Genomic DNA, 24440 nt, shown 5'->3' on the forward strand with positions numbered 1-24440 from the left:
AATGGCAGAACTCAAGGGCGCATTGATCGGTTGCGGCTTCTTCGCGATCAATCAGATGCATGCGTGGCAAGACGTTGAAGGCGCCAGCATCGCCGCGATCTGCGACCGCGATCCGGAGCGGCTGAAACTCGTCGGCGACCAGTTCGGTATCGAACGCCGCTACACGGACGCAGCCACCCTGTTCGCCGATGGCGGCTTTGACTTCGTCGATATAGCAACGACGGTGCAAAGCCATCGCGCCCTGGTGGAGATGGCTGCCTCGCATAAGATCCCGGCGATCTGCCAGAAGCCTTTCGCAAAGACGTTGAGTGACGCCAAGGCAATGGTCGAGGCCTGTGCGCGAGCCGGCGTGCCGCTGATGGTGCATGAGAACTTCCGCTGGCAAACGCCCATTCAGGCGGTCAAGCGTGCCCTCCAGTCCGGCGCGATCGGCGAGCCCTTCTGGGGGCGCTTCTCCTTCCGCTCCGGCTATGATGTGTTTTCGGGGCAGCCCTATTTGGCCGAAGGCGAACGGTTCATCATCGAGGATCTCGGCATTCATACGCTCGACATCGCCCGCTTCATCCTCGGCGACGTTTCTTCACTGACGGCCCGCACCAAACGGGTCAATCCGAAGATCAAGGGCGAGGATGTCGCAACCATCCTGCTTGACCATGAAAACGGCGCGACGTCGATCGTCGATGTCAGCTATGCCTCCAAGCTTGCGACCGAGCCATTCCCTGAAACGCTGATCGAGCTCGACGGCACGAAGGGTAGCATTCGCCTCTCGCAGGGATATCGGCTTGAGGTCAGCGGTGCCGATGGCGTGACCCTATCGGATGCATCACCCCAGCTTCTGTCCTGGGCCTCGCGTCCCTGGCACAATATTCAGGAGAGCGTCCTGGCGATCCAGCAGCATTGGACGGACCGCCTTGCCAGTGGTGGCGAAACCTCCACGTCAGGCGCTGACAATCTCAAGACCCTGGCGCTTGTCGAAGCAGCCTATGAGAGTGCCGCCAACGGGAAATCCGTCGATATCGGAGCGATGCTGCAATGAAGAGCGAGATCGATCCGTTCCAGCTTTACGGCACGCGCGAGCTCGAAACGCCGCCGGTGCGACTGACAGCGGGCAGGCTTGAGGTCGATTTTAAGGACGGCAATCTCCGAGCCATTCGTTACGACGGCATCGAAGTCTTGCGAGCCGTTTCCTATCTGGTTCGCGATCGTGATTGGGGCACCTATGCGCCCGATATCGACGATCTGCGGATTAATCAGCAGCAGGATGGCTTTTTGGTCAGCTATGTTGCGCGTTGCAGAGGCCCTGAGAATACCGAACTTGCGATTGACGTGCGGATAACAGCTGAGGCCGATGAAGCCCTGACCTTCGAGGCAATAGCGCTCTCGACGACCGGCTTCGAAACCAACCGCTGCGGCTTCTGCATCCTGCATCCGATCGTCGGCGTCGCCGGCATGCCTGTATCGGTCGAGCATGTCGATGGCAGCCGCGAGAACACACATTTTCCCGATCTGATCGAACCCTGGCAGCCCTTCAAGGCCATGCGGGCGATTACACATAGCGTAACGTCGAACGTCACGGCCGAATGCCGCATGGAAGGCGACACATTCGAAATGGAAGACCAGCGCAACTGGTCGGATGCGTCCTACAAGACCTATGTTCGCCCGCTTGCCCTGCCCTGGCCCTATCGCATTCCGGCCGGCGAGCCAATACGGCAACGTATCGTTCTGACCATCGGGGATAAGCGGCGTTCTCCACCCTCTTTTTCCCATACGTCGGATGCCGCGATCACCCTAAGCGCGGGGACAAAATCCGGTACCATGCCATCGATCGGCCTTGTCGTTACGCCGGAGGAAGCGGATGCGACGCTGGCTGCGCGCGAGCGCTTAGATGAAATTGCCCCGCAGGAACTGCTGTTTCACTTCGATCCCGATGCCGGCCATGGCGCTGATGCGTTCAAACGCTTCGCAGCCGTTGCCGCGATTCATGCCGGCAGATCAACGCTGGAAATCGCATTGCCCTGTCACCAGCCAGCTCTTGTTGAAACACAGCAAATAGCAGGCTGGATGCGAGCGGCCGGCTTCAAGCCCGATGCAATCATGATCTCGCCTTCCGTGGACCGGCAATCGACGCCGCCGGGCAGCAAATGGCCCGAATGCCCGCCTCTTGAGGAAGTCTATGTCGCCGCGCACGCCACCTTTCCCGATGTGCGTATTGGCGGCGGCATGCTGAGCTATTTCACCGAACTCAATCGCAAGCGAGTGCCCGCCGACAGTCTCGATTTCATTACACATTGCACCAATCCCATCGTACATGCGGCCGACGATCTGAGCGTCATGCAGACGCTGGAAGCATTGCCCTTCATCACGCGTTCCATACGCGCCATCTACGGCGACAAGCCTTACCGTATCGGTCCCTCGACCATACCGATGCGACAGAATCCCTATGGCAGCCGGACCATGGACAACTCCCATGGCAGCCGCATCGCGATGGCCAACACCGATCCGCGGCACAATGCCCGCTTTGCTGAAGCCTTTGCGTTGGCCTACGCTGCCCGTGTTCTCGATGCCGAATTGGAATGCCTGACGCTTTCGGCATTGACAGGATCTTTCGGACTGATCGCCGGAGAGAACGAACCGTCGGCGGCACGCGCCAAACGACCGCTGTTCAACACGGTCGCGAAGCTGTCCCGCCTCGCCGGCAAGCAATGGCAAGAGTGCCTGTCATCCGATCCGAGCGCGATACTCAGCTTCATCACAGTGCAATCTGACGGATCGCGGTCGCTCCATCTGGTCAATGTCACACCCATCCCGCAACTGGTGAAGCTGGAGCCATTCCAGCTGAAGGAACAGACCGGAAGCAAGAGGCTCCTGCTTGATGCCTATGGCACCGTTTCGACGGCCTTGATGGATTGACCTTCAATCGCAGACGCGCAAGTTAGTCCCAACAATCACAATGATTTGGGAGTCTCGGCGTGAAGACGAAGAAATTGATCAACGAGGGTGCCGCCGCCGTCGATGAGATGCTGGCCGGCATCTTGGCGGCTCATCCACGCCATCTGCGCGCTGTCGAGGGATCGCCGCGCTCGATCGTGGCAAAGCATGGTCCACGGGCCGGCAAGGTCGGCCTGGTCATCGGCGGCGGATCCGGGCACGAGCCGACGTTTCTCGGTTTTGTCGGCAAGGGGCTGGCCGATGCCGCCGCCATCGGCAATGTCTTTGCCTCGCCGCCGCCCGATCCGATCATCGAATGTGCCAAGGCCGTCGACGGCGGCGCCGGCGTGCTGTTCATGTATGGTAATTATGCCGGCGATGTCATGAATTTCGACATGGCGGCGGAAATGCTTGCCATGGACGATATCGAGGTGCGTACAGTCCTGACGACGGACGACATCGCTTCTGCGCCGGTCAACCAGAAGGAGCGCCGTCGCGGGGTTGCCGGCAATGTCTTCATCTTCAAGGCCGCGGGTGCAGCCTGCGACCTGATGTACGGTTTCGACGACGTGGAACGGGTGGCGCGGTGGGCTAACGAACGCACCTATACGATGGGGGTGGCGCTCTCGCCCTGCTCTCTGCCACAAACCCGCAAGCCGAATTTCGAGATCGGCGCCGACGAAATGGAAATCGGCATGGGCATCCATGGCGAGCCCGGCGTCGCCCGCGGGCCGATGCGATCGGCGGACGAGGTGACGAGCGAACTCGTCGGCAAAATTCTCGATGAGATGAAGCCGGCGCGCGGCGACCGGGTCGCCGTGCTCGTCAATTCGCTAGGCTCGACGCCGCTGATGGAGCTCTACATCATGATGCGCAAGGTCAAGGCCATGCTCGACGATGCCGGCGTCGTCATTCACCTGTCGCTGGTCGGCAATTACTGCACGTCGCTCGAAATGACCGGCGCCTCGATCACCCTCATGCATCTCGATGACGAATTGCAGCGGCTCATCGATCACCCCTGCGATTGCGCCATGTTCCGCTCCGGCGAGGCGCTGTCATGACCATAATCGGAACAGAAGAGCTGAAATCGCTTTTCGTGCGGATCGCCGAAGCAATGGCCCGCGAGAAGGACCGTCTCTGCGAACTCGACGGCGTGATCGGCGACGCCGACCACGGCATCGCCATGGAGCTCGGCTTCGCTGCCGCAGCCAAGGCGGTTTCGGAGCTGGAATCATCGACATCCAACCCGACGCTGGTCTTCAACACGGCTGCAAAGTCCTTCCTCAATGCGGTGGGCGCCTCGTCCGGACCGCTCTATGCGACCGCCTTGATGCGCGCAGGCGCGGTCGCCAAGGGAAAGGCGTCATTGAGCGACGACGATATGGTCGAAATATTCGCAGCTTTTGCCAAGGGCATTCAGGATCGGGGCAAGGCGGAGGTCGGCGAAAAGACCATGGTGGATGCTTGGGCACCCGCTGCCGCAGCCTGCCGCGCGGCCATGGATCGAGGGCTTTCACTCGCCGATTGCTTGGCCGCCGCCCTTGAAGCGGGCGAAGCGGGCGCAGAAGCAACCAAGGATATGGTCGCGGCAAAAGGCCGGTCGTCGCGCCTGGGCGATCGAGCCTTGGGACATATGGACCCCGGCGCGGCGTCGGCCGTCGTCGTCATGGTCTGTTTTCACGATCACTTCATGTGATACCGCTGATAAGCTCATCATACCAGTTGACATGTTGACAACGATTTGTCAAAACCGCCCTCAGCTTTGCTCAGAGGAGGACGGGAGATGGCTGGCAACTTCAAATACGCGCGTTGGTTCGGCGCTGCTGCTATGGCAGCGGCGGCCTTTTCAGCAACCAATGTTGCCGCGGAAGACCTGACGCTGTGGACGCTAAACTTCGACAATGGCGCGGCAAACGGCGCGCTGAAGAAGATAGCGAAAGACTTCGAGGCCGCCAATCCCGGCACCCATGTCGAAATCGTCCAGCGCGGCGTCGATGAACACAAGACCGCCCTTCGCGTGGCCGCAGGCTCCAGCAAAGGCCCGGACATCTATTTCAGCTGGGCCGGCCTTGGCCTCGGCGGCGAATATGTGAAGGCTGGCCTCTCGCTGCCGCTCGACAAATACTACAGCCAGTACAAGTGGAACGACGAGCTGCTCCCGTCCGCCGCCGCTTTTGCCGATCTCTATCCAGGCGGCAAGCACGGTGTTCCCTTCACCTTCAAGGGCGAAGCGATCTACTACAACAAGAAGCTCTTCCAGAAGGCTGGTATCACCGGGGAGCCGAAAACCTATGAAGAGCTGCTTGCCGCAGCCGACAAGCTCAAGGCCGCCGGCATTCCGGCCTTCACCTTCGGCGGTTCAGTCAATTGGCACGTCATGCGCCTGATGGACGTGCTGCTCGAAACCAAGTGCGGCGCCGACAAGCATGACGCGCTGATGGCCATGAAGGCCGACTGGACCAAGGAGCCCTGCGCAACCGATGCTTTCACCGAATTCGCCAAGTGGACGAAGGATTATACGCTGAAGCCTTTCATGGGCATCAGCAACCAGCAATCCTATACGCTGTTCGTCGCCGGCCGTGCTGCGATGATGCTCGAAGGCGACTGGCTGGTCAGCCAGCTGAGCGGCAGCAAGGTCAATCTCGACGATTACGGCGTCGTGCCGTTCCCGACGAACACCAATCGCCTCTATGGCTTTGCCGAGTACAATTACATCAGCACCAAGAGCAAGAGCCCGGATCTTGCGGCAAAGTTCCTCGACTACTTCCTGTCGACGAAGGTGCAGCGGGATCTCGTCGGCCAGATCAGCTCGATCTCGGTCAACAAGAATGTCCAGTACACGGACCAGAAGCCGCTCGAGGCGAAGTGGCTTGAGATCTTCAAGACCTACAACAAGGTCTACATGAATGGTGACCAGGCCTTCCCGCTCGACGTCACCACCGAATATTTCCGGGTGATCAACGACGTCGCCTCCGGCAACATTCAGCCGGCCGATGCCGCCAAGCAGCTGCAGACCTTCATCGCCGGTCGCACCTGATCAATCGAGTGAGGCCGTCACTCCGGCTGCTAATCGCGGCGGACGGCCTCCCTCACCTTCATGCCCACGCGTCAGCTGCCGCCGGGAGCAATCAGAAATGTCATTCCGTAACCGAACACATGATCCCAGCGTCCAGGCAGCGATCCTGCTTGCGCCGGCCATGCTGATCTACGCGATTTTCGCGCTTTACCCGATGCTGAACGTGGTGGTGCTGAGCTTCCAGAAATGGAACGGCCTCGATCCGCAACGCCCCTTCGTCGGCCTGGCGAACTATCAATATATCTTCACGCAGGACCCCGTCTTCTGGGTTGCCTTCCGCAACACGGTGATCTGGACGATCATGTGCGTGATTTTTCCGCCCATGGTCGGGCTGCTGCTCGCGCTGAGCCTCAACCAGAAGCTCTTTGCCCGCAATACCTTCCGCGCCATCTTCTATCTGCCTGTCATTATCGCCCCGATCGCGGTCGCGACCATCTGGAAATGGATGTACGATCCCTTCTTCGGTCTCTTCACCGAAATCCTGACTTCCATGGGCCTGCAGGACTGGATCCAGGACTGGCTCGGCGACAAGGATATCGCGCTCTATTCCGTCTTCATTGCCTATCTCTGGCAATCCGTCGGCTTTTCCATGGTCCTGTTTCTCGCTGGCCTGCAGAACGTCTCGCAGACGCTAGTCGAAGCCGCCCGCATCGACGGCGCCGGGCGTTGGAACATCTTCCGCTACGTCACCCTGCCTGCATTGCGCACGACGCTGACGATTGTGCTTGTACTCTCGGTCATTTCGTCGCTGAAGGCCTTCGACATCGTCTATGGCCTGACGGGCGGCGGGCCGGCGCAATCGACGCAGATGCTGGCGCTCTGGGCCTTCACACAAGCCATGCAGATCTTCGATTTCGGCCGCGGTGCCGCGATCTCGGTCGTCCTGCTGCTCATCACCATCATCGTCGTCATTCCCTACCTGCGCTGGACGCAAAAGCATGAGGAGGCCGAACAATGACGGCAGCATCGGCCACATCCATGTCGGACGACTTCGAAACGATTGCACCGGCAAAGCGCAAGCGCGATCCTGTCCTGATCGGCCTGTGGATCGCACTGCTGGTCGTCGCTGCGATCTGGCTCGCGCCTTTCGTCTTCATCGTCTTCACCTCGCTGAAAACGCAGGCTGATGTGACGTCGACCGGCGCCTTCATGCCACCGCTTGAGCCCGCCTTCGAGAATTATTCGAGCGCCTGGGGCCGCGGCAATTTCGCCAGCGCCTTCCTGAACAGCACCATCATTACCGTGATTAAGGTCCCGCTCGGTCTCATCCTCTCGGCGATGGCGGCCTATGCGCTTGCCAAGATACGCCTGCGGTTCAGCAAGATCCTGCTGCTCCTTGTCGTCTTCGGCACGATGATCCCGTTTCAGGTCATGCTGGCGCCACTGTTCACGCTGGTCAATTCGCTGGGCTTAATCGATACCTATCCCGGCGTGATCCTGCCCTACATCGCCTTCGGCGTGCCCTATCAGGTCTTCATTCTGCACGGCTTCTTCAAAGGCATTCCAAAGGAATTGTCGGAAGCGGCCCTGATCGACGGTGCAAGCCATTTCACCATCTTTCGCCGGATATTCCTGCCCGTCTGCCTGCCGGTGCTCGCGGCGCTGCTGATCCTGGATTTCGTTTCGACGTGGAATGAGTTCGCCATGGCGCTCGTGCTGCTGCAGGATCAGCATATGTGGACGCTGCCGCTTGGGCTCATGTCCTTCCAGGGCCAGTTTTCCAATGATTACGGGCAGTTGAACGCGGCGATCGTCATGACCGTGCTGCCGGCCACCATCGTTTATCTGATCTTCCAGCGCTACTTCGTCTCCGGCCTCACCTCCGGTGCGGTCAAGGGCTGAGCGGTCGGACCATTCATCCATCTTCCGAGGAGAATATCATGTCCAACGCGTCCGTCGAAAAATGGGGAGTGTTCGAAGCGGCCTTCAACGGCCCTTCCGGTGGCAATCCCTATCTCGATGTGGCATTCGATGCCGTTTTCAGCCAGCACAGCCGCGAGGTCCGCGTGCCCGGCTTCTACGACGGCAACGGCGTCTATCGCGTTCGCTTCATGCCGGATAATGAGGGTGAATGGTCGTTCCGCACGCGCTCGAAGACATCGGAACTGGACAGCAAGACCGGCTCTTTCGTTGCCACCAAGCCGTCGGAAGGCAACCACGGCCCCGTGCACGTCCGCAACAAGTTCCATTTCGCCTATGCCGATGGCAAGCCTTTCCTCTCCTTCGGCACGACCTGCTATGCCTGGACGCACCAGCCGCTTGAGATGCAGGCCCAGACGCTCGAAACGCTGAAGAAATCACGCTTCAACAAGATCCGCATGGGCGTCTTCCCCAAGGACTACCCCTACAACGTCAACGAGCCGCTTTATGCCTGCTTTGAAAAGGGCGCGGACGGCAAGGAGGACTTCGATCGGCCGAACCCCGTTCTTTTTCGCCATTTCGAGAGCCAGGTCGCGGCCCTCTGCGATCTCGGCATCGAGGCCGATATCATCATGTTCCACCCCTACGATCGCTGGGGTTATGCCGATATGTCGGCTAAGCAGGATTTCCGCTACGTCGCTTATCTCGCGGCGCGCCTTTCTGCCTATCGCAATGTCTGGTGGGCGCTTGCCAACGAGTACGACTTCCTTCTCGACACCAAGCCGCTGCAGCAGTGGGACCGTTACTTCCACATTCTCGAAGAGAACGATCCCTATGGCCATCTGAAGTCGATCCACAACGGCGAGCCGACAATGAACTTCGATCATCGCAAGCCGTGGGTCACCCATACCTGCATCCAGAACTGGGATGTGAAGCGCACGCAGGAATGGCGCGATGCCTACGGCAAGCCTGTGGTCAACGACGAGCCGGAATATGAAGGCAACATCATCCAGTCCTGGGGCAACCTGACAGCACAGGAGCTGGTGCATCGCTTCTGGATCACGGTGACGCGGGGTGGCTATGCCGGCCACGGCGAAACCTATTCGCATCCGGAGGATCTCATCTGGTGGGCGAAGGGCGGCGAACTGCGCGGCGAGGCCTGGAAGCGCATCGGCTTCCTGCGCGATCTCCTGGAGCAGGATGTCGTCAACGGCTTCGAACCCATGTCCTCCTATGGCGAATGGCCGTGGACGCGCGTTTCCGGCGCGCGCGACGGTGATGTCAGCTACATCTATCTCGGCGAGCACCAGCCAGTCATCTGGTCCACCGGTCTGCCCAAGGATGGAACCGACTATGATGTCGACATCATCGACACATGGGAGATGACGATTACGCCTGCCAAGAAGGTGGAAGCGCCGGTCCCGCATCCGACGCGCCATGGCGCCATCGTGCGCGGCGGCAAGGCGGATGCGGCCTTCGGCGTGGAACTGCCGGGCAAGCCATACCAGGCGCTCCGCATCCGCAAGAAGCATTGATCGATCTTCAGGGAAAGAATCTCATGTCCGGATTGACCATCAAGAACGTCAGGAAGTCCTACGGCGCGGTAAACATCATCCACGGCGTCGATGTGGAAATCTCGGACGGCGAATTTGTCATTCTCGTCGGCCCGTCGGGCTGCGGCAAGTCAACATTGCTGCGCATGATCGCCGGGCTGGAAGACATCACCGGCGGTGAAATCTCGATCGGCGGCCGGATCGTCAACGACCTGCCGCCGAAAGATCGCGACATCGCCATGGTCTTCCAGAATTACGCACTCTATCCGCAGATGACGGTGGCGCAGAACATGGGCTTCGCGCTGCAGCTTGCCGGCGCAAAACGTGCCGAAATTGACGAGAAGGTCGGCGAGGCCGCCAAGATACTTGGCCTGCAACCATTATTGGATCGCAAGCCCGCCCAGCTTTCCGGCGGCCAGCGCCAGCGCGTCGCCATGGGCCGCGCCATCGTGCGCGATCCCAAGGTCTTCCTGTTCGACGAACCGCTTTCCAATCTCGACGCCAAGCTGCGCGTCAAGATGCGGGCCGAGATCAAAGCGCTGCATCAGCGCCTGAAGACGACGATCGTTTACGTGACCCACGATCAGATCGAAGCCATGACCATGGCCGACAAGATCGTGGTGCTACAGGGCGGGAAGGTCGAACAGGTCGGCTCGCCGCTCGAACTTTACGACCGGCCGAAAAATGTCTTCGTGGCCGGTTTCCTCGGTTCTCCAGCCATGAATTTTCTTGAAGGCAAGCTTACCGGCGGTGCATCGCCGGAATTGATATTGCCAACCGGCACACGCATCCAACTCGCCAGCGCTCCGGCTCAATCGGAGGGTCGGGAGGTCATTCTCGGCATACGTCCAGAAGATATCTCGTTTGCCACGGAGGCCGGCGTTAGCGCAACCGTGACCGTCGTCGAACCTACCGGCTCCGAAACGCATGTCGCGCTCGATCTTGAGGGCAAGGAATTAACCTGGGTGATGAGAGAGCGAGCCGAACTCGTGCCGGGCCAGACAATTCAGATCTCGCTCAAGACACCGAACCTGCATTTCTTCGACAAGGCCAGCCAGCAGCGATTATAGGAGACAGCAACCGCTGACTTAAATCACTCAGCCGCGCGCCTTTGCGTACCGTTCATAACGGAAAAAATGCGCTTGACGAAGGCGTTGCCGTCGAACTGCCGCGCAGCCCCCTCGGTCACATGATCAGGGCGCTCGAATATGAAAGTCTCGATATTGACGACCGGCAAGTTCAGCCGCCTCCGCACGTCTCCGATCATCGCGGTATGCGTCACCACAAGGTGACAACCGGTTGGATCGAACCACTCCTGAAGGCCGGCCGTCGGTATGGCTGCGACCGTCAATCCCTGTTGTGATAGAAGCGAACTGATGCGCGAGGCAATTTGTTGATTATCCAGACAGATCAGGACATCGGTCCGCGAAGGGGACGGCGCATGGGTAGCCAGCATCAAACACCTCTCGTTCACTCACATGCCCGAATATAACGATTCGGCCGGTAACAGGGTGTTATAACTTGTTACATTTTGTTTCAAAATTAAGGCGGCCCCGACAGTCTCATCGCGGCGCCAGAACTTCATTTATCACCCAAGGTATTTATTACATCGCATTGATATAAATAATATTCTTGGTAAAAATTCGAGCGCAGCCTGACCGTCCGCTCGGCTCACAGAAGCGAGCAATAGCGCAGCGCATCGTAAATTGCCGCGTGGATATTACGGCTCGCGATCGCGTCACCGATGCGGATCAAATCGAAGGTAGCGGCTTCGTTCTTGACGGGCAGCGGCGAGCGGCGGGCGATCAATGCCGGATAATCGACCGCGCCCAAGTTACGCGATAAGGGCTTCAGCTCCAGGTAAAGTTCATCATTCGCGACGGTACCGTGCTCGACGACCACCTGGGATACTCTGCGTTCCCATTGCGTCTCTTCCGAGAAATCCGATCCGAGGACAGCGACGAGCGCATTGCCATCGCGCCGCACCGATTTCAGCCTCGTATTGATTGTGACTCTTACATTTTTCTCGGCGAAGGTCTTGGCATAGGGCACATGGTTCATGCCGCCCATCTCGGGCGCGAAGAAGCGCTCCGGCGAGACCAGTTCCAGCTCGGCGCCGCCATTGGCGATGACTTCGGCCGCCGACATGCCCGGATGTCCGCCATTGTCGTCATAGAGCAGGACCTGACCCTCGGCCTTCACCGCGCCGGCCAAAATGTCCCAGGAGGAGGTCACAAGGCTGTCGCCGCTCTCCAGCTCTGGAGATTGCGCGATACCGCCCGTCGCCACGACGACGAGATCGGGCTCGAACGCCAGGACTTCATCAGCTCCCGCATAGACGTCGTAGTGGATCGTGACGCCCAACCGCTCCAGCTCCGCCAGCCGCCAATCGATGATGCCGATCATCTCCTTGCGGCGCGGGTTGCGCGTGAGCAGATTCACCTGTCCGCCAGCCTTGCTGCTCGCCTCCAGCACGTCGACCTTATGGCCGCGCTCAGCCAGCACACGCGCCGCTTCCAGGCCCGCAGGCCCGGCGCCGATGACGACAGCCTTGCGCAACGCCGCCGCGCGCTCGATCCGATGCGGCATCTCGGCCTCGCGGCCGGTTGCCGCATTATGAATACAGAGCGCCTCGCCACCCTCATAGATGCGGTCGAGACAGTAGGTTGCGCCGACGCAGGGGCGTATATTGGCCTCCTGGCCCGTCATGATCTTGCTGACGATATGCGGATCGGCGATATGCGCGCGCGTCATGCCGACCATATCGAGCTTGCCTTCCGCAATCGCGTGACGCGCGGTGGCGACATCGCCGATGCGGGCGGCATGGAAGACAGGGAATTTCGTCGCTGCCCTCACCTCGCCGGCAAAATCGAGATGCGGTGCCGATGCCATGCCCTGGATGGGAATGACATTGTTGAGAGCCGCGTCGCTATCGATATGGCCGCGAATGATATTGAGGAAATCGATATTGCCGGAGGCCACCAGCCGCCTGGCAATCTCGACGCCTTCCTCCCGCGAGAGCCCCTTTTCCCAGTCCTCGTCAGCCACCATGCGCATGCCGACGATGAAATCCGGGCCGACAGCCTTGCGGATGGCCTGCGTCACCATCACCGAGAAACGCATGCGGTTTTCAAGCGAGCCGCCGAATTCGTCCTCACGCCGGTTCGTTGCAGGTGACCAGAAGCCGTCGGTCAGATGGCCATAGGCTTCGATCTCGATACCGTCCAGGCCGGCGGCTTGCATGCGTTGCGCCGCCGCGGCAAAGTCCCCAATGATCCGCTCGATATCCCAATCCTCAGCCGTCTTCGGAAAGGCGCGATGCGCCGGCTCGCGGATCGGCGATGGCGCCAGCACCGGCAGCCAGTCGCCCTTGTTCCAGCCGGTGCGGCGGCCGAGGTGGGTCAGCTGGATCATGACAGCAGCCCCGAACTCGTGACAGTCGTCGGCAAGCTTCTTCAGCCAGGGCACGATTTCATCGCGATAGGCATGGAGATTGCCGAAGGCCGGCGGCGAATCGGCCGATACAATCGCCGAGCCCGCCGTCATCGTCAGCGCGATGCCGCCCTTTGCCTTCTCGCGATGATAGAGCCTGTAACGATCCGTCGGCATGCCGCCTTCCGAATAGGCCGGCTCATGCGCTGTCGACATGATGCGGTTCTTCAGTGTCAGGTGCTTGAGCTGATAGGGCTGGAGCAAGGGATCGTTGGAGGTCATGTCACTTTCATCGCTTTATGAAGTCGAGGCTGAAGCCGCTATCTTTGCTGAGACGAGAGGTTATGGCTATAGCCCATTGATAGGTGTGCGACGACGACGGCCATGCCGCAGATCGATCGCGGTATGCCAGACGATCGTCGCGAAGATGATCGCCCCGCCGACAAAAGTGGCAACCGGCGGCATCTCCGAGAAGAAGAGCCAGACCCAGAAAGGTGTCAGCACGATCTCCATCGAGCTGATAAGCGCAGCGTCGGCGGCAGGCATCTTTCTTGATCCGAACAGGAAAAGGACGAAAGCGAGCGCAAAATTCGTCGCCCCGAAAGCGGCGAGCAGAAGCCAGTTTTGAACGTCCACCGAGCTTGTCGAGGCAAACGGCACAAAGACCACGAAGGTCAAAAGCCCGCTGACGACGCTCGACGGCAGGATCGGGATACTCGGATCCATGCGCGGGATGACGATGATGAGGGCGAAGGTAACAGTCATGCCGAGCGCCAGCAGATCGCCGACACCTGTACCACCGCCGATCGACGAGGCAACGATAACAGCAACGCCGATAAGGCAGATACCGCCGGCGACCAATGTGCGCTTCGCGACCCGCTCCTTCAGCATAGTCCAGCTGAGGAAGGCGGCAATGAACGGTGCCGTCGCATAGATCATCGTCACGTTCGCAACTGTGGTCGTGTAGAGCGCGCCGATGAAGCAGGCTTGGCTGATGGTCTGGCAGGCCAGCATCGCCAGCCCGGCAGGATGAAAGATCGATGCCCATTGCCGCCTGGAAAACCCACCTTCGAGGAAAAAGCTGGGAATCAGCAGGAACAAGCCGCCGAACAGCGAACGCCAGGCGATCGCCGTCCATATGTCCGTAGTCAGCAGGCGCGCATAGATGCCGCTGCAGCTCCACGCAAGCATCGCTGTCGCCACAAGTATAACGCCCCTCTCATATTCGCTGGCAAAAGCGGAGCGGGCCGGGAACTGGAATGTCATGTATGGACTCGAGGAACGAAGGAACGCCCCCTGTGTGCGCCGATATTTGACATCAGGCAAACGAATAGTAGAGATAGTAGCTATCAGAAATATTTGTGACCCCAATGCGTGAACCCATTGAGAGCGACCTTCTGCGGACCTTCCTCGTCATCAGCGAGACGTCCAATTTTTCCACAGCCGCTCAAAGGATCGGCCGCACGCAATCGGCCGTCAGCGCCCAGATCAAGCGGCTTGAGGATACGATCGGCGAAACGCTCTTCGAAAGAAGTGCCCGGGGGGCCGTTCTCACCCGGGCAGGCACCCAATTGCTTCCCTACGCGCAGCGCGTGATCGAGCTTCTGAACGAGGCGGCGGCGAATATCCGCACCAAACCGCTCGACGGGCCGGTCCGGATCGGGATTCCGGAGGAATATAGCCAGACCATTCTTCCTGCCGCCTTGGCCGCTTTCGCAATCAGGCATCCAGCCGTCGAAGTAACCGTCTCCTGCGATTACACGGCACATAACCTGGCCGCGCTGGAAAAGGATGAGCTGGATCTGGCCGTCGTCTTCGACTGGAACAACCAGAGCAAAGGCGAAGTTCTCTGTGTCGACCCAACGGTCTGGGTGACGTCGCTGGTGCACCGTGTGCATGAGGCGACCCCAATGCCAATCGCTGTTTATCGGGATTCGACATGGTGTCGCGATTTCGCTCTGAAATCATTGGAGCAAATCGGGCGGCGTTATCGTATCGCCTTCATCGCCGATACGAGCTCGGGCTTGAAGAACGCCGTCTCCGCGGGGCTAGCCGTGACCACGCTATCGCGCAGCAACATTCCGAACGGTTGCCGCGAACTGACGAGTGACGACGGTTTCCCGCCTGTGGATTCATCGCGCGTCGTGCTTCGCCGCAACCCCTATCATTCGAGTGAGGCGATCCGGGAACTGGCCGAAATGGTGCGCGAGGCATTTCGCCCTATGTCGGCTCTGCTGCAGTCGTGACGCGCCGGCGCAGCCTTCGGCGCGTGCCGGATGGGCTTTCGGAAAAGCTGGCACGATAGCTACGCGAAAAGGCCGATGCCGAATTGAAACCTGTCATGGCTGCAATCTCGGCGAAGGAGGCTTTCGTCTCGATGACCTTGCGCCGCGCTGCATTGAGCCTCAACGCCAGATAATGCACATGCGGCGGCGCGCCGATGCTCTCCTGAAAAAGCGCCTGAAGATGGCGTGCACTGACACCAACACGGCGGGCGAGACGCGTGAGCACCAGCGGTTGCTCGATATGGTCCTCCATCAGGCGGATTGCCTGCGCCACGCGCGGATCGCGCATGCGCAGGCCGGCCGTCGATGGCGAAAGTTCTGCTACACTCTGCGTGCTCGCCGGCTCATAAATGAACAGGCGGCTGACCTCGAGCGCCAACGAATAGCCTTGCCGTCGCCGGATAATCTCCAGCATGAGATCGACAGTCGGCAGGGAGCCTGCCGTGGTGATCCGCTTGCCGTCGATGACGAAGCGGTCCTTGACCGCGCGCACCTGCGGATAGGCGAGCGCGAAATCGTCGTAATCCTCCCAGTGGACGGCAGCGGAGACATTATCGAGCAGGCTCGCCTCGGCAAGCAGCCACGTCCCGGACTCGATGCCGGCAACCATCGAGCGATGGCGTGCGGTCTGCGACAATTGCATTTTCAGCGCCTGCGTGGCGTTGCGCCGCCAATTGTAACTGGCGAGCACAAAAAGTGGCGTCGCATCCGATGTCGGCCGAAAGCTTGCGCAAGCTGGCACCGGGATAAGGCTCGTCGTCTCAGCGGGAGAGCCATCCGGCGTGAAAAGCCGCCAGCGATAAAGCTCGGCTCCGGAAATGCGATTGGCCCCGCGCAGAGGTTCGATCACCGACGCGATCAAAATCAGGTTCGTCTCCGGAAGGATCAGGAGGTCAATGTCGAGTGTCTCATTGGCCGCTGTCAGCATCCCGCATTCCTCTACGTGTTCCGAAACTGTATCGAATGCTTCCGATAATGCAAAGCATGAATGCGTCTCATGGCTCGTAATGTCCTCAATACGAGGGAGAACAAAAATGCCTCTTGCGATGAACCGCGATGTCTTCATCACCTGTGCTGTCACCGGCGCCGGCGACACGGTTACCAAATCCAGCCATGTTCCGATCACTCCCAAGCAGATCGCGGACTCCGCGATCGACGCCGCCAAGGCTGGGGCGGCAGTGGTTCACTGCCATGTCCGCGATCCGGAAACGGGCGCTGCCAGCCGCCGCAACGAACTTTATAGGGAAGTCACGGACCGCATCCGTTCCGCCGATGTCGATGTCGTGCTGAACCTGACCGCCGGCATGGGCGGCGACCTGATTTTCGGCGATGTCGAAAGTCCCCTGCCCCTGAATGCCAAGGGCACCGATATGGCCGGCGCCACCGAGCGCGTCAGCCACGTGGCCGAATGCCTGCCTGAAATCTGCACGCTCGATTGCGGCACGATGAACTTCAATCTTGGCGACTACGTCATGACCAACACGCCCTCGATGCTGCGGGCCATGGCGAAGAAGATGACCGATCTCGGCGTGCGCCCGGAGATCGAGGCCTTCGATACCGGTCATCTCTGGTTCGCCAAGCAGCTTGCCGAGGAGGGCTTGATCGAGGATCCGGTCCTCATCCAGCTCTGCATGGGCATCCCTTGGGGGGCGCCCGATGACCTCAACACCTTTATGGCGATGGTCAATAACGTTCCCAAAAGCTGGACCTTCTCGGCCTTTTCCATTGGTCGCAACGCCATGGCCTATCCGGCAGCGGCGATCCTTGCCGGCGGCAATGTCCGCGTCGGCCTCGAAGACAATCTCTACGCCGGCAAGGGCATGCTCGCGACCAACGCGCAGCTCGTCGAAAAGGCGGTGCAGGTGGTCGAAGGCATGGGTGCGCGCATCATCGGCCCTGAAGATGTCCGCAAGAAGCTGAAACTGACGAAGCGCTGAGGCCACGATGACCAAGATCAACAAGGCGGCCTGTATCGGCGGCGGCGTGATAGGCGGCGGATGGATCGCCCGCTTCCTGCTGGCAGGCATCGATGTGGATGTCTACGACCCGCATCCTGAGGCAACCCGCATCGTCGGCGAAGTTCTTGATAACGCCGAAAAGGCCTATGCGATGCTGACCGGTGCCCCGCTTCCGCCGCGCGGCAAGCTTGCGTTTAAGGAGACGCTGGAAGCAGCTGTCGAGGGCGCCGACTGGATCCAGGAAAGCGTGCCCGAGCGGCTGGATCTCAAGCGCAACGTGCTGAGGCAGATCGATGCGGCCGCAAAGCCCGATGCGCTGATCGGCTCATCCACTTCGGGGCTGCTACCGACCGACCTGCAACGCGACATGCGTCATCCTGAGCGCCTGTTCGTCGCTCACCCCTATAATCCCGTCTATCTGCTGCCTCTCGTCGAAATCGTCGGTGGCGAAAAGACCAGTGCAGCGACGATCAAGGCGGCGATGGACCGCCTGCCGCCCATCGGCATGAGGGGTGTGCATATCGCCAAGGAGATCGAGGCTTTCGTCGGCGACCGACTGCTGGAAGCGCTCTGGCGCGAGGCCTTGTGGCTGATCAAGGACGATATCTGCACCGTCGAGACCTTGGACGATGTGATTCGCTATTCCTTCGGTCTGCGCTGGGCGCAGATGGGCCTGTTCCAGACCTATCGCATCGCCGGCGGCGAGGCGGGCATGCGGCATTTCCTCGCGCAGTTCGGCCCTGCCCTGCAGTGGAATTGGACGAAGCTCATGGACGTCGTCGATCTCGACGACGCACTTGTCGAAAAGATCGGTCAGCAGTCGGACGACCAGGCCGATGGCCTATCGATCCGCGAACTCGAGCGCATCCGCGACGAGAACCTGGTCGGCATTCTCCAGAGCCTGAAAGGCGGCCATGGCGGCAAGGGCTGGGGCGCAGGCAAGTTGCTGAAGGATTTCGAACAGCAGCTTTGGGCCGCAGGTGGCGGAGCGAAGCAGGGGCTGGACATTACCAAGCCGCTGCGCCTGATCGATACCAAGGTCAGCCCGGCCTGGGTCGACTATAACGGCCATATGACCGAGCATCGCTACCTGCAGGTGTTCGGCGATACGTCGGATGCACTTTTGCGCCTGATCGGTGTCGATCTCGATTATGTTGAGCGCGGCCATAGCTACTACACGGTAGAGACTCATATCCGCCATCTCGGCGAGGCCAAGCTCGGACAGGCCATCCATTCGACGGCGCAGATCCTCGCATCCGACGAAAAGCGGCTGCATGTGTTCCACGCGCTGCACGACAGCGCCAGCGGCGAAATAATCGCTACGGCGGAACAAATGCTGCTGCATGTCGACGCGAAAGCAAGCAAAGCCGTTGCCGCACCGGAGGAGGTGCTTGCGAAGCTGAGGCCGATTTCTGCCGCGCATGCAGCCTTGGCCATGCCGGAGGGAGCCGGCCGTCATGTGGGACAAAAACGCTAGGAGGAAGCAATCGTGAATTTCGGGCTCAGCGAAGAACAGGAGATGATCGTCAAGACGGTCAGGGACTTCGTCGAGACGGAGATCTATCCACACGAAAACGAGGTCGAGCGCACCGGCTTCGTGCCGCCCGATCTTGGGCTGGAAATCAAGCGCAAATGCATCGAGCTGGGCTTCTATGCCTGCAATTTCCCGGAGGAGGTCGGAGGCGCCGGGCTCGATCACGTCACCTTCACGCTCGTTGAACGTGAGCTCGGCCGCGGCTCAATGGGACTTACGGTCTTCTTCGGACGCCCATCCGGCATCCTGATGGCCTGCGAGGGCGAGCAGCGCGAGCGTTACCTCTTGCCGGCGGTGCGCGGGGAAAGGGTCGATGCACTCGCGATCACCGAACCGGACGCCGGCTCCGACATGCGCGGCATGAAATGCGCGGCAAGGCAGGATGGTGACGATTTCGTGCTCAACGGCACGAAGCATTTCATCTCGCATGCCGATGTCGCCGATTTCGTCATCGTTTTTGCTGCCACCGGCGAGGAGGATACCCATCGAGGCGTCAAGAAGAAGATTACGGCCTTCCTGGTCGATCGCGGCACGCCGGGCTTCGAGATCGTCAAAGGCTATGACTCGGTCTCCCATCGCGGCTATCACAACTGCATCCTGAATTTCACCGATTGCCGCCTGCCGAAGTCTCAGGTGCTCGGGGAAGTGCATCGCGGCTTCGATCTCGCCAACCAGTGGCTCTACGGAACCCGCCTGACGGTTGCCGCCACCTGCGTCGGCCGGGCGCGCCGTGTCTTCGATCTGGCCCTGCCCTATGCGGCCGAGCGCAAGCAATTCGGCAAGCCGATCGGCGCCAATCAGGGCGTGTCGTTCAAGCTCGCCGACATGATCACCGAGATCGACGCAGCCGATCTGCTCACGCTGTCGGCCGCCTGGAAGCTCGATGCTGGCATCCCGGCCAACCGCGAGATTGCCTCGGCCAAGCTCTATGCGTCGGAAATGCTTGCCCACGTCACCGACGAGGCAATCCAGATCTTTGGCGGCATGGGATTGATGGACGATCTGCCGCTTGCCCGCTTCTGGCGCGACGCCCGCGTCGAGCGTATCTGGGACGGGACTTCGGAAATCCAGCGGCACATTATCAGCCGCGACCTGCTTCGGCCGTTCGGAGCATGAGCCCATGACCCAGCGTTCGCTCGACCGCCTGATCCGACCCAAAACGATCGCCGTCTTCGGCGGCAGAGAGGCACGGCGCGTCATCGAGCAATGCGACCGCATGGGATTTGCCGGCGAGATATGGCCGGTGCATCCGACACAGGAAAGCGTGCTTGGCCGCCGCTGCTATCGCTCGGTCGCCGACCTGCCTGACGCGCCGGACGCCGCCTTCGTTGGCGTTAACAGGGCGCTTACCGTCGATATCGTGAGGGAGCTCTCCTCCAGAGGCGCCGGCGGCGCCGTCTGCTATGCCTCAGGCTTCAGCGAGGCGGTTGCGGAACTGGCAGACGGGGCGGATCTGCAGCGCGCGCTCGTTGAAGCTGCCGGCACCATGCCCATCGTCGGGCCGAACTGCTACGGCATGATCAACGGGTTGGACGGCGCCCTGCTCTGGCCCGATCAGCATGGCATTGTCAGAACCGAGCGCGGCGTGGCGATCCTCACCCAGTCCTCCAATATCGCCATCAATCTCAGCATGCAGAGGCGCGGCCTGCCCATCAGCTATCTGATGACGGCGGGCAACCAGGCGCAGACAGGCCTGTCGGACCTTGCCGGGGCCGTCCTTGAAGACCCGCGTGTCACGGCCGTCGGCCTGCATATCGAAGGCTTCGGCGATATAAGGGCGCTGGAAGGGCTCGCCATGCGCGCCAGAGAGCTGAAGAAGCCCATTGTCGCACTAAAAGTCGGCAAATCCGAACAGGCTCAACGCGCCACCGTTTCGCACACCGCCTCACTTGTTGGCAGCGATGCAGTGGCCGACGCCGTTCTCGACCGCCTCGGCATCGGCCGCGTTTCGACGCTGCCGGAGCTGATCGAGACGTTGAAACTCCTGCATGTCGCCGGCCCGCTCGAGAGCAACGCGATCTCGTCGATGAGCTGTTCGGGAGGCGAGGCGTCGCTGATGGCGGATGCTGCCGTTGGCCGCAACGTCGAATTCCGTGCCCTGAAACCCGAACAGCTACCCGCCTTGCGCGCGAGCCTCGGCCAGATGGTGACGCTTTCCAATCCGCTCGACTATCACACCTTCGTCTGGGGCGATCTGGGCCAGCAGACAGAGGCTTTCAGCGCCATGTTCGCGGGCGACTATGCCCTCAATATGCTCGTGCTTGACTTCCCGCGCGAGGATCGCTGCGATGGCGCGGACTGGATGATTACAGTTGCGGCGGTTGCCGCGGCCGCGAAGCGGACGGGTGCCCGCGCCGGCATTCTGGCGACCTTGCCCGAAAACATGCCGGAGGCGATCGCACAGCGGCTGATCGAAAGCGGCATCGTGCCGCTCTGCGGCATCAGTGAGGCGTTAGTGGCGGCGGATATCGCCGGCGGCATTGCCAAGGCCTGGAATAGGCCACAGTCATTGCCGCTCCTTAACGCCTCCATTGCCGAAGGCGAGGTCGAGACCCTAAGCGAAGCCGCCGCCAAGGCAGAGCTTGCCGCTGCGGGCCTCACCGTCCCACTAGGCAGGACCGCCGCCACGGCGAGCGAAGCGGCCGATTGGGCGGAACAACTCGGTTTTCCGGTGGCGCTCAAGGCGCTCGGCGTCGAGCACAAGTCTGATGTCGGCGCGGTTAAGCTCAACCTATGGGATAGGAATGCCGTCAGAGACGCAGCGGAAGGCATGGCCGGTCTCTCACACGGATTCCTTGTCGAGCGGATGATCGATCGCCCTATCGCGGAGCTGATCGTTGGCGCGGTCCGCGATCCGGTCGTCGGCCTGACACTAACCGTTGGCGCGGGCGGAGTTCTCGTGGAATTGCTTGAGGATTCCGTCGTTTTGCCACTCCCCATAACAAAAGCCGAGGTTCTCGAGCGGATTTCACGCCTGAAGGTCCGGAAACTGATTGAAGGCTATCGCGGCAACGCAGGCAGCAGCCTTGAAATCGTTGCTGACGCCGTCCTATCAGCGGCAGAATATGTCGTAACGAACGCCGCACATCTTGAAGAACTAGACATTAATCCATTGATGGTTCTAGCAGAATCTCGGGGCGCCATTGCGGCGGATGCCCTCATCCGGCGAAGGAGGTAGCGGAAGTTGCAAGACCCCATTCGAACCCGCTCCGAAGACGGCATTCTTGAGGTCATCATCGACCGGCCCAAGGCGAACTCCATCGACCTGGCGACCAGCCGCAAGATGGGCTTGATCTTTCGCGACTTCCGCGACAACCCGGATCTGCGCGTCGCCATCGTGACCGGCGCCGGCGAGAAATTCTTTTCCGCGGGCTGGGATTTGAAAGCGGCCGCCGCCGGCGATGCCGTCGACGGGGATTATGGCGTCGGCGGCTTCGGTGGCCTCCAGGAGCTGCGTGATCTCAACAAGCCGATCATCTGCGCCGTCAACGGCATCTGTTGCGGCGGCGGGCTGGAAATCGCGCTGTCGACCGATCTGATCATCGCCGCCTCGCACGCGACCTTCGCTTTGCCGGAAATTCGCTCTGGCACCGTCGCCGATGCGGCATCGATCAAGCTTCCGAAGCGCATCCCCTATCATATCGCCATGGACATGCTGCTGACCGGCCGGTGGCTCAATGTCGAAGAGGCGCACCGCTGGGGCTTCGTCAACGAGATCGTCATGGCCGACAAGCTGATGGACAGGGCCTGGGAGCTCGCCCGCCTGCTCGCAAGCGGTCCGCCGCTCGTCTACGCAGCGATCAAGGAAATCGTTCGTGAAGCGGAGGGTTCGACGTTTCAGACTGCCATGAACAAGATCACCAAACGGCAGTTTGCAACGGTCGACATCCTCTATTCGAGCGAAGATCAATTGGAAGGCGCACGGGCTTTCGCAGAGAAGCGAGCCCCCATCTGGAAAGGAAGGTAGGAGGCGGCAGCAACCGCTGAATTTCCCGCATGCTCGCGGGGCAACAGGCTTCAGGCGGAAGAGGAACCGTGACCTGAAGTGGCTTGCTCGGGAGCTTTGTCAACACGGCAAGAAGAAGGAACAGGGGAATGAACGATTATACGAAATATCTGACCAGCCGCGTTACCGCCGGCGGGCTTAGCCGCCGCGAATTCATGGGACGCGCAATGGCCGCGGGCGTGACTTTGACGCTCGCCGACAAGCTCTTTACCGAAAGTGCAATGGCAGCCGAACCGAAGCGCGGCGGCCATCTGAAGCTTGGCCTTGAAGGCGGTGCTGCAACCGATTCCAAGGATCCGGCAAAATTCCTGTCACAGGTCATGTTCTGCATCGGCCGCTGCTGGGGCGACATGCTGGTGGAATCTCACCCGCTGACAGGCGCCGCCGTTCCCTCGCTCGCTGAATCCTGGGAGCCGTCGAAGGATGCCGCCACCTGGACCTTCAAGATCCGCAAGGGCGTGAAATTCCACAACGGCAAGGACCTGACGATCGACGACGTCGTCGCCACGCTCAAGCGCCATACGGATGCGAAATCGGAATCCGGCGCGCTGGGCGTCATGAAGTCGATCAAGGAGATCAAGGCCGATGGCGACAATCTCATCCTGACGCTGACCGAAGGCAACGCCGACATGCCGTTGCTTCTGACCGACTATCACCTCGTTATCCAGCCGAATGGCGGTTATGACGATCCCCTCGCCTCGATCGGCACCGGCCCTTACAAGCAGGTCAGCTTCGAGCCCGGCGTACGCGCCACCTTCGAGCGCAACAAGGACGACTGGCGTACCGACCGCGGCTTCGTCGACAGTGTCGAAATCATCTGCATGAACGATGCGACGGCTCGCATCGCCGCGCTCTCATCCGGCCAAGTCCATTACATCAACCGTGTCGATCCGAAGACCGTGGATCTTCTCAAGCGTGCGCCGAACGTCGAAATCCTGGCCACCGCCGGCCGCGGCCATTACGTCTTCATCATGCATTGCGACAAGGCGCCCTTCGACAACAACGACCTGCGCCTGGCACTGAAATACGCCATGGACCGCGAGACGATGGTCAAGAAGATTCTTGGCGGCTACGGCAAGGTCGGCAACGACTTCCCGATCAACGGCACCTATGCGCTCTTCCCCGAAGGCATCGAGCAGCGCAAATATGATCCCGACAAGGCCGCCTTCCACTACAAAAAGTCTGGCCATAGCGGTTCGGTCTTGCTGCGCACCTCCGAAGTCGCCTTCCCCGGCGCCGTCGATGCCGCAGTTCTCTATCAGGAAAGCTGCAAGAAGGCGGGGATCAATATCGAGGTCAAGCGCGAGCCGGGCGACGGATACTGGACGAACGTCTGGAACGTCCAGCCCTTTTCCACCTCCTACTGGGGCGGGCGGCCGACGCAGGACCAGATGTATTCCACCGCCTATCTCTCGACGGCGGACTGGAACGACACGCGCTTCAAGCGCCCCGACTTCGACAAACTCCTGCTTCAGGCCCGCTCCGAACTGGACGAAGCCAAGCGCAAGGAGCTCTATCGCGCCATGGCAATGATGGTGCGCGACGAAGGCGGCGTCATCCTGCCGATGTTCAACGATTTCGTGAATGCCTCCACCAAGCAGGTGAAGGGCTATGTCCACGATATCGGCAATGACATGTCGAACGGCTATGTCGCGACCCGCGTCTGGCTGGACGCTTGATGCCTGAAGCGGGCGAGAACGCCCTGATCTCCAACGCAGCCGGGACCGCGAAAGCCTTTCGCGGTCCTCCCGACGTTTCAGGCAATTTCAGGAAAATGCGCAGCTGTTTTCCATTCGGAATTGCGTAAA

The 24440-nt window shown here is 60.5% G+C and carries 20 protein-coding genes; 16 read left to right on the forward strand and 4 right to left on the reverse strand.

What is annotated here, in order from left to right; all coding sequences use genetic code 11:
• Window position 1: 1 nt before the first annotated feature.
• The 9 genes from GDN47_RS28300 to GDN47_RS28340 all read left to right on the forward strand — a co-directional run bounded on the left by GDN47_RS28300 (window position 2) and on the right by GDN47_RS28340 (window position 10487).
• A complete protein-coding gene (locus GDN47_RS28300) occupies window positions 2-1036 on the forward strand; it encodes a Gfo/Idh/MocA family protein (RefSeq protein ID WP_113332710.1) in 1035 nt (344 codons plus the stop codon).
• On the forward strand, window positions 1033-2910 hold the full coding sequence (gene apnL, locus GDN47_RS28305; protein ID WP_152094715.1) for a D-apionate lactonase: 1878 nt from the start codon (window positions 1033-1035) through the stop codon (window positions 2908-2910). Before GDN47_RS28300 ends, apnL begins: the two co-directional genes overlap by 4 nt.
• 59 nt (window positions 2911-2969) lie before the next feature.
• Window positions 2970-3989, forward strand: coding sequence for a dihydroxyacetone kinase subunit DhaK (locus GDN47_RS28310; protein ID WP_152094716.1), 1020 nt, complete (start codon window positions 2970-2972; stop codon window positions 3987-3989).
• The gene (dhaL, locus tag GDN47_RS28315) at window positions 3986-4624 is read left to right on the forward strand and encodes a dihydroxyacetone kinase subunit DhaL (RefSeq protein WP_152094717.1); all 639 of its coding nucleotides are present in this window, start codon (window positions 3986-3988) and stop codon (window positions 4622-4624) included. Before GDN47_RS28310 ends, dhaL begins: the two co-directional genes overlap by 4 nt.
• A gap of 87 nt (window positions 4625-4711) precedes the next feature.
• A complete protein-coding gene (locus tag GDN47_RS28320; RefSeq protein WP_152094718.1) occupies window positions 4712-5965 on the forward strand; it encodes an extracellular solute-binding protein in 1254 nt (417 codons plus the stop codon).
• Between the two features lie 97 nt (window positions 5966-6062).
• Window positions 6063-6962, forward strand: a complete 900-nt coding sequence (locus GDN47_RS28325; RefSeq protein WP_152094719.1) for a carbohydrate ABC transporter permease — start codon at window positions 6063-6065, stop codon at window positions 6960-6962.
• Entirely contained in the window at window positions 6959-7846 is an 888-nt protein-coding gene (locus GDN47_RS28330; RefSeq protein ID WP_152094720.1) for a carbohydrate ABC transporter permease, read from the forward strand. Before GDN47_RS28325 ends, GDN47_RS28330 begins: the two co-directional genes overlap by 4 nt.
• Before the next feature lie 38 nt (window positions 7847-7884).
• Window positions 7885-9399 carry a DUF5060 domain-containing protein gene (locus tag GDN47_RS28335; RefSeq protein ID WP_152094721.1) on the forward strand — a complete coding sequence of 505 codons (1515 nt, stop codon included), beginning with the start codon at window positions 7885-7887 and terminating at the stop codon, window positions 9397-9399.
• 23 nt (window positions 9400-9422) lie between these two features.
• Window positions 9423-10487, forward strand: coding sequence for an ABC transporter ATP-binding protein (locus tag GDN47_RS28340; RefSeq protein WP_152094722.1), 1065 nt, complete (start codon window positions 9423-9425; stop codon window positions 10485-10487).
• Between the two features lie 23 nt (window positions 10488-10510).
• Here GDN47_RS28340 and GDN47_RS28345 read toward each other — a convergent pair whose 3' ends face one another.
• From GDN47_RS28345 to GDN47_RS28355, 3 genes are all read right to left on the reverse strand, one after another.
• On the reverse strand, window positions 10511-10873 hold the full coding sequence (locus tag GDN47_RS28345; protein WP_113351111.1) for a hypothetical protein: 363 nt from the start codon (window positions 10871-10873) through the stop codon (window positions 10511-10513).
• A gap of 215 nt (window positions 10874-11088) precedes the next feature.
• A complete protein-coding gene (locus tag GDN47_RS28350) occupies window positions 11089-13131 on the reverse strand; it encodes an NADH:flavin oxidoreductase (RefSeq protein WP_113332720.1) in 2043 nt (680 codons plus the stop codon).
• Window positions 13132-13197: 66 nt separating this feature from the next.
• Entirely contained in the window at window positions 13198-14115 is a 918-nt protein-coding gene (locus GDN47_RS28355) for a DMT family transporter (RefSeq protein WP_113332721.1), read from the reverse strand.
• A 104-nt stretch (window positions 14116-14219) separates the two neighbouring features.
• On the opposite strand from GDN47_RS28355, the gene GDN47_RS28360 reads away from it, so the two are divergent.
• Window positions 14220-15095 (forward strand): LysR substrate-binding domain-containing protein, encoded by an 876-nt coding sequence (locus tag GDN47_RS28360; RefSeq protein WP_113332722.1) that lies wholly within the window; start codon window positions 14220-14222, stop codon window positions 15093-15095.
• On the opposite strand, the gene GDN47_RS28365 is transcribed toward GDN47_RS28360, so the two are convergent.
• Window positions 15070-16062 (reverse strand): GlxA family transcriptional regulator, encoded by a 993-nt coding sequence (locus tag GDN47_RS28365; protein ID WP_113332723.1) that lies wholly within the window; start codon window positions 16060-16062, stop codon window positions 15070-15072. The genes GDN47_RS28360 and GDN47_RS28365 overlap by 26 nt on opposite strands.
• Before the next feature lie 106 nt (window positions 16063-16168).
• Here GDN47_RS28365 and bcoG point away from each other — a divergent pair, with 106 nt between their 5' ends.
• The 6 genes from bcoG to GDN47_RS28395 all read left to right on the forward strand — a co-directional run bounded on the left by bcoG (window position 16169) and on the right by GDN47_RS28395 (window position 24311).
• Window positions 16169-17071, forward strand: coding sequence for a 3-dehydrocarnitine:acetyl-CoA trimethylamine transferase BcoG (bcoG, locus tag GDN47_RS28370; RefSeq protein WP_113332724.1), 903 nt, complete (start codon window positions 16169-16171; stop codon window positions 17069-17071).
• A gap of 7 nt (window positions 17072-17078) precedes the next feature.
• The gene (locus GDN47_RS28375) at window positions 17079-18569 is read left to right on the forward strand and encodes a carnitine 3-dehydrogenase (protein WP_113332725.1); all 1491 of its coding nucleotides are present in this window, start codon (window positions 17079-17081) and stop codon (window positions 18567-18569) included.
• 12 nt (window positions 18570-18581) lie between these two features.
• Window positions 18582-19742, forward strand: a complete 1161-nt coding sequence (locus tag GDN47_RS28380; protein ID WP_113332726.1) for an acyl-CoA dehydrogenase family protein — start codon at window positions 18582-18584, stop codon at window positions 19740-19742.
• A 4-nt stretch (window positions 19743-19746) separates the two neighbouring features.
• Window positions 19747-21804 carry an acetate--CoA ligase family protein gene (locus GDN47_RS28385; RefSeq protein WP_152094723.1) on the forward strand — a complete coding sequence of 686 codons (2058 nt, stop codon included), beginning with the start codon at window positions 19747-19749 and terminating at the stop codon, window positions 21802-21804.
• 6 nt (window positions 21805-21810) lie between these two features.
• Window positions 21811-22593, forward strand: a complete 783-nt coding sequence (locus GDN47_RS28390; protein WP_113332728.1) for a carnitinyl-CoA dehydratase — start codon at window positions 21811-21813, stop codon at window positions 22591-22593.
• A gap of 128 nt (window positions 22594-22721) precedes the next feature.
• Window positions 22722-24311, forward strand: coding sequence for an ABC transporter substrate-binding protein (locus tag GDN47_RS28395; protein WP_113351102.1), 1590 nt, complete (start codon window positions 22722-22724; stop codon window positions 24309-24311).
• Window positions 24312-24440 lie beyond the last annotated feature (129 nt).

This window comes from Martinezella dioscoreae (assembly GCF_009176305.1).
GTDB lineage: Bacteria > Pseudomonadota > Alphaproteobacteria > Rhizobiales > Rhizobiaceae > Rhizobium > Rhizobium dioscoreae.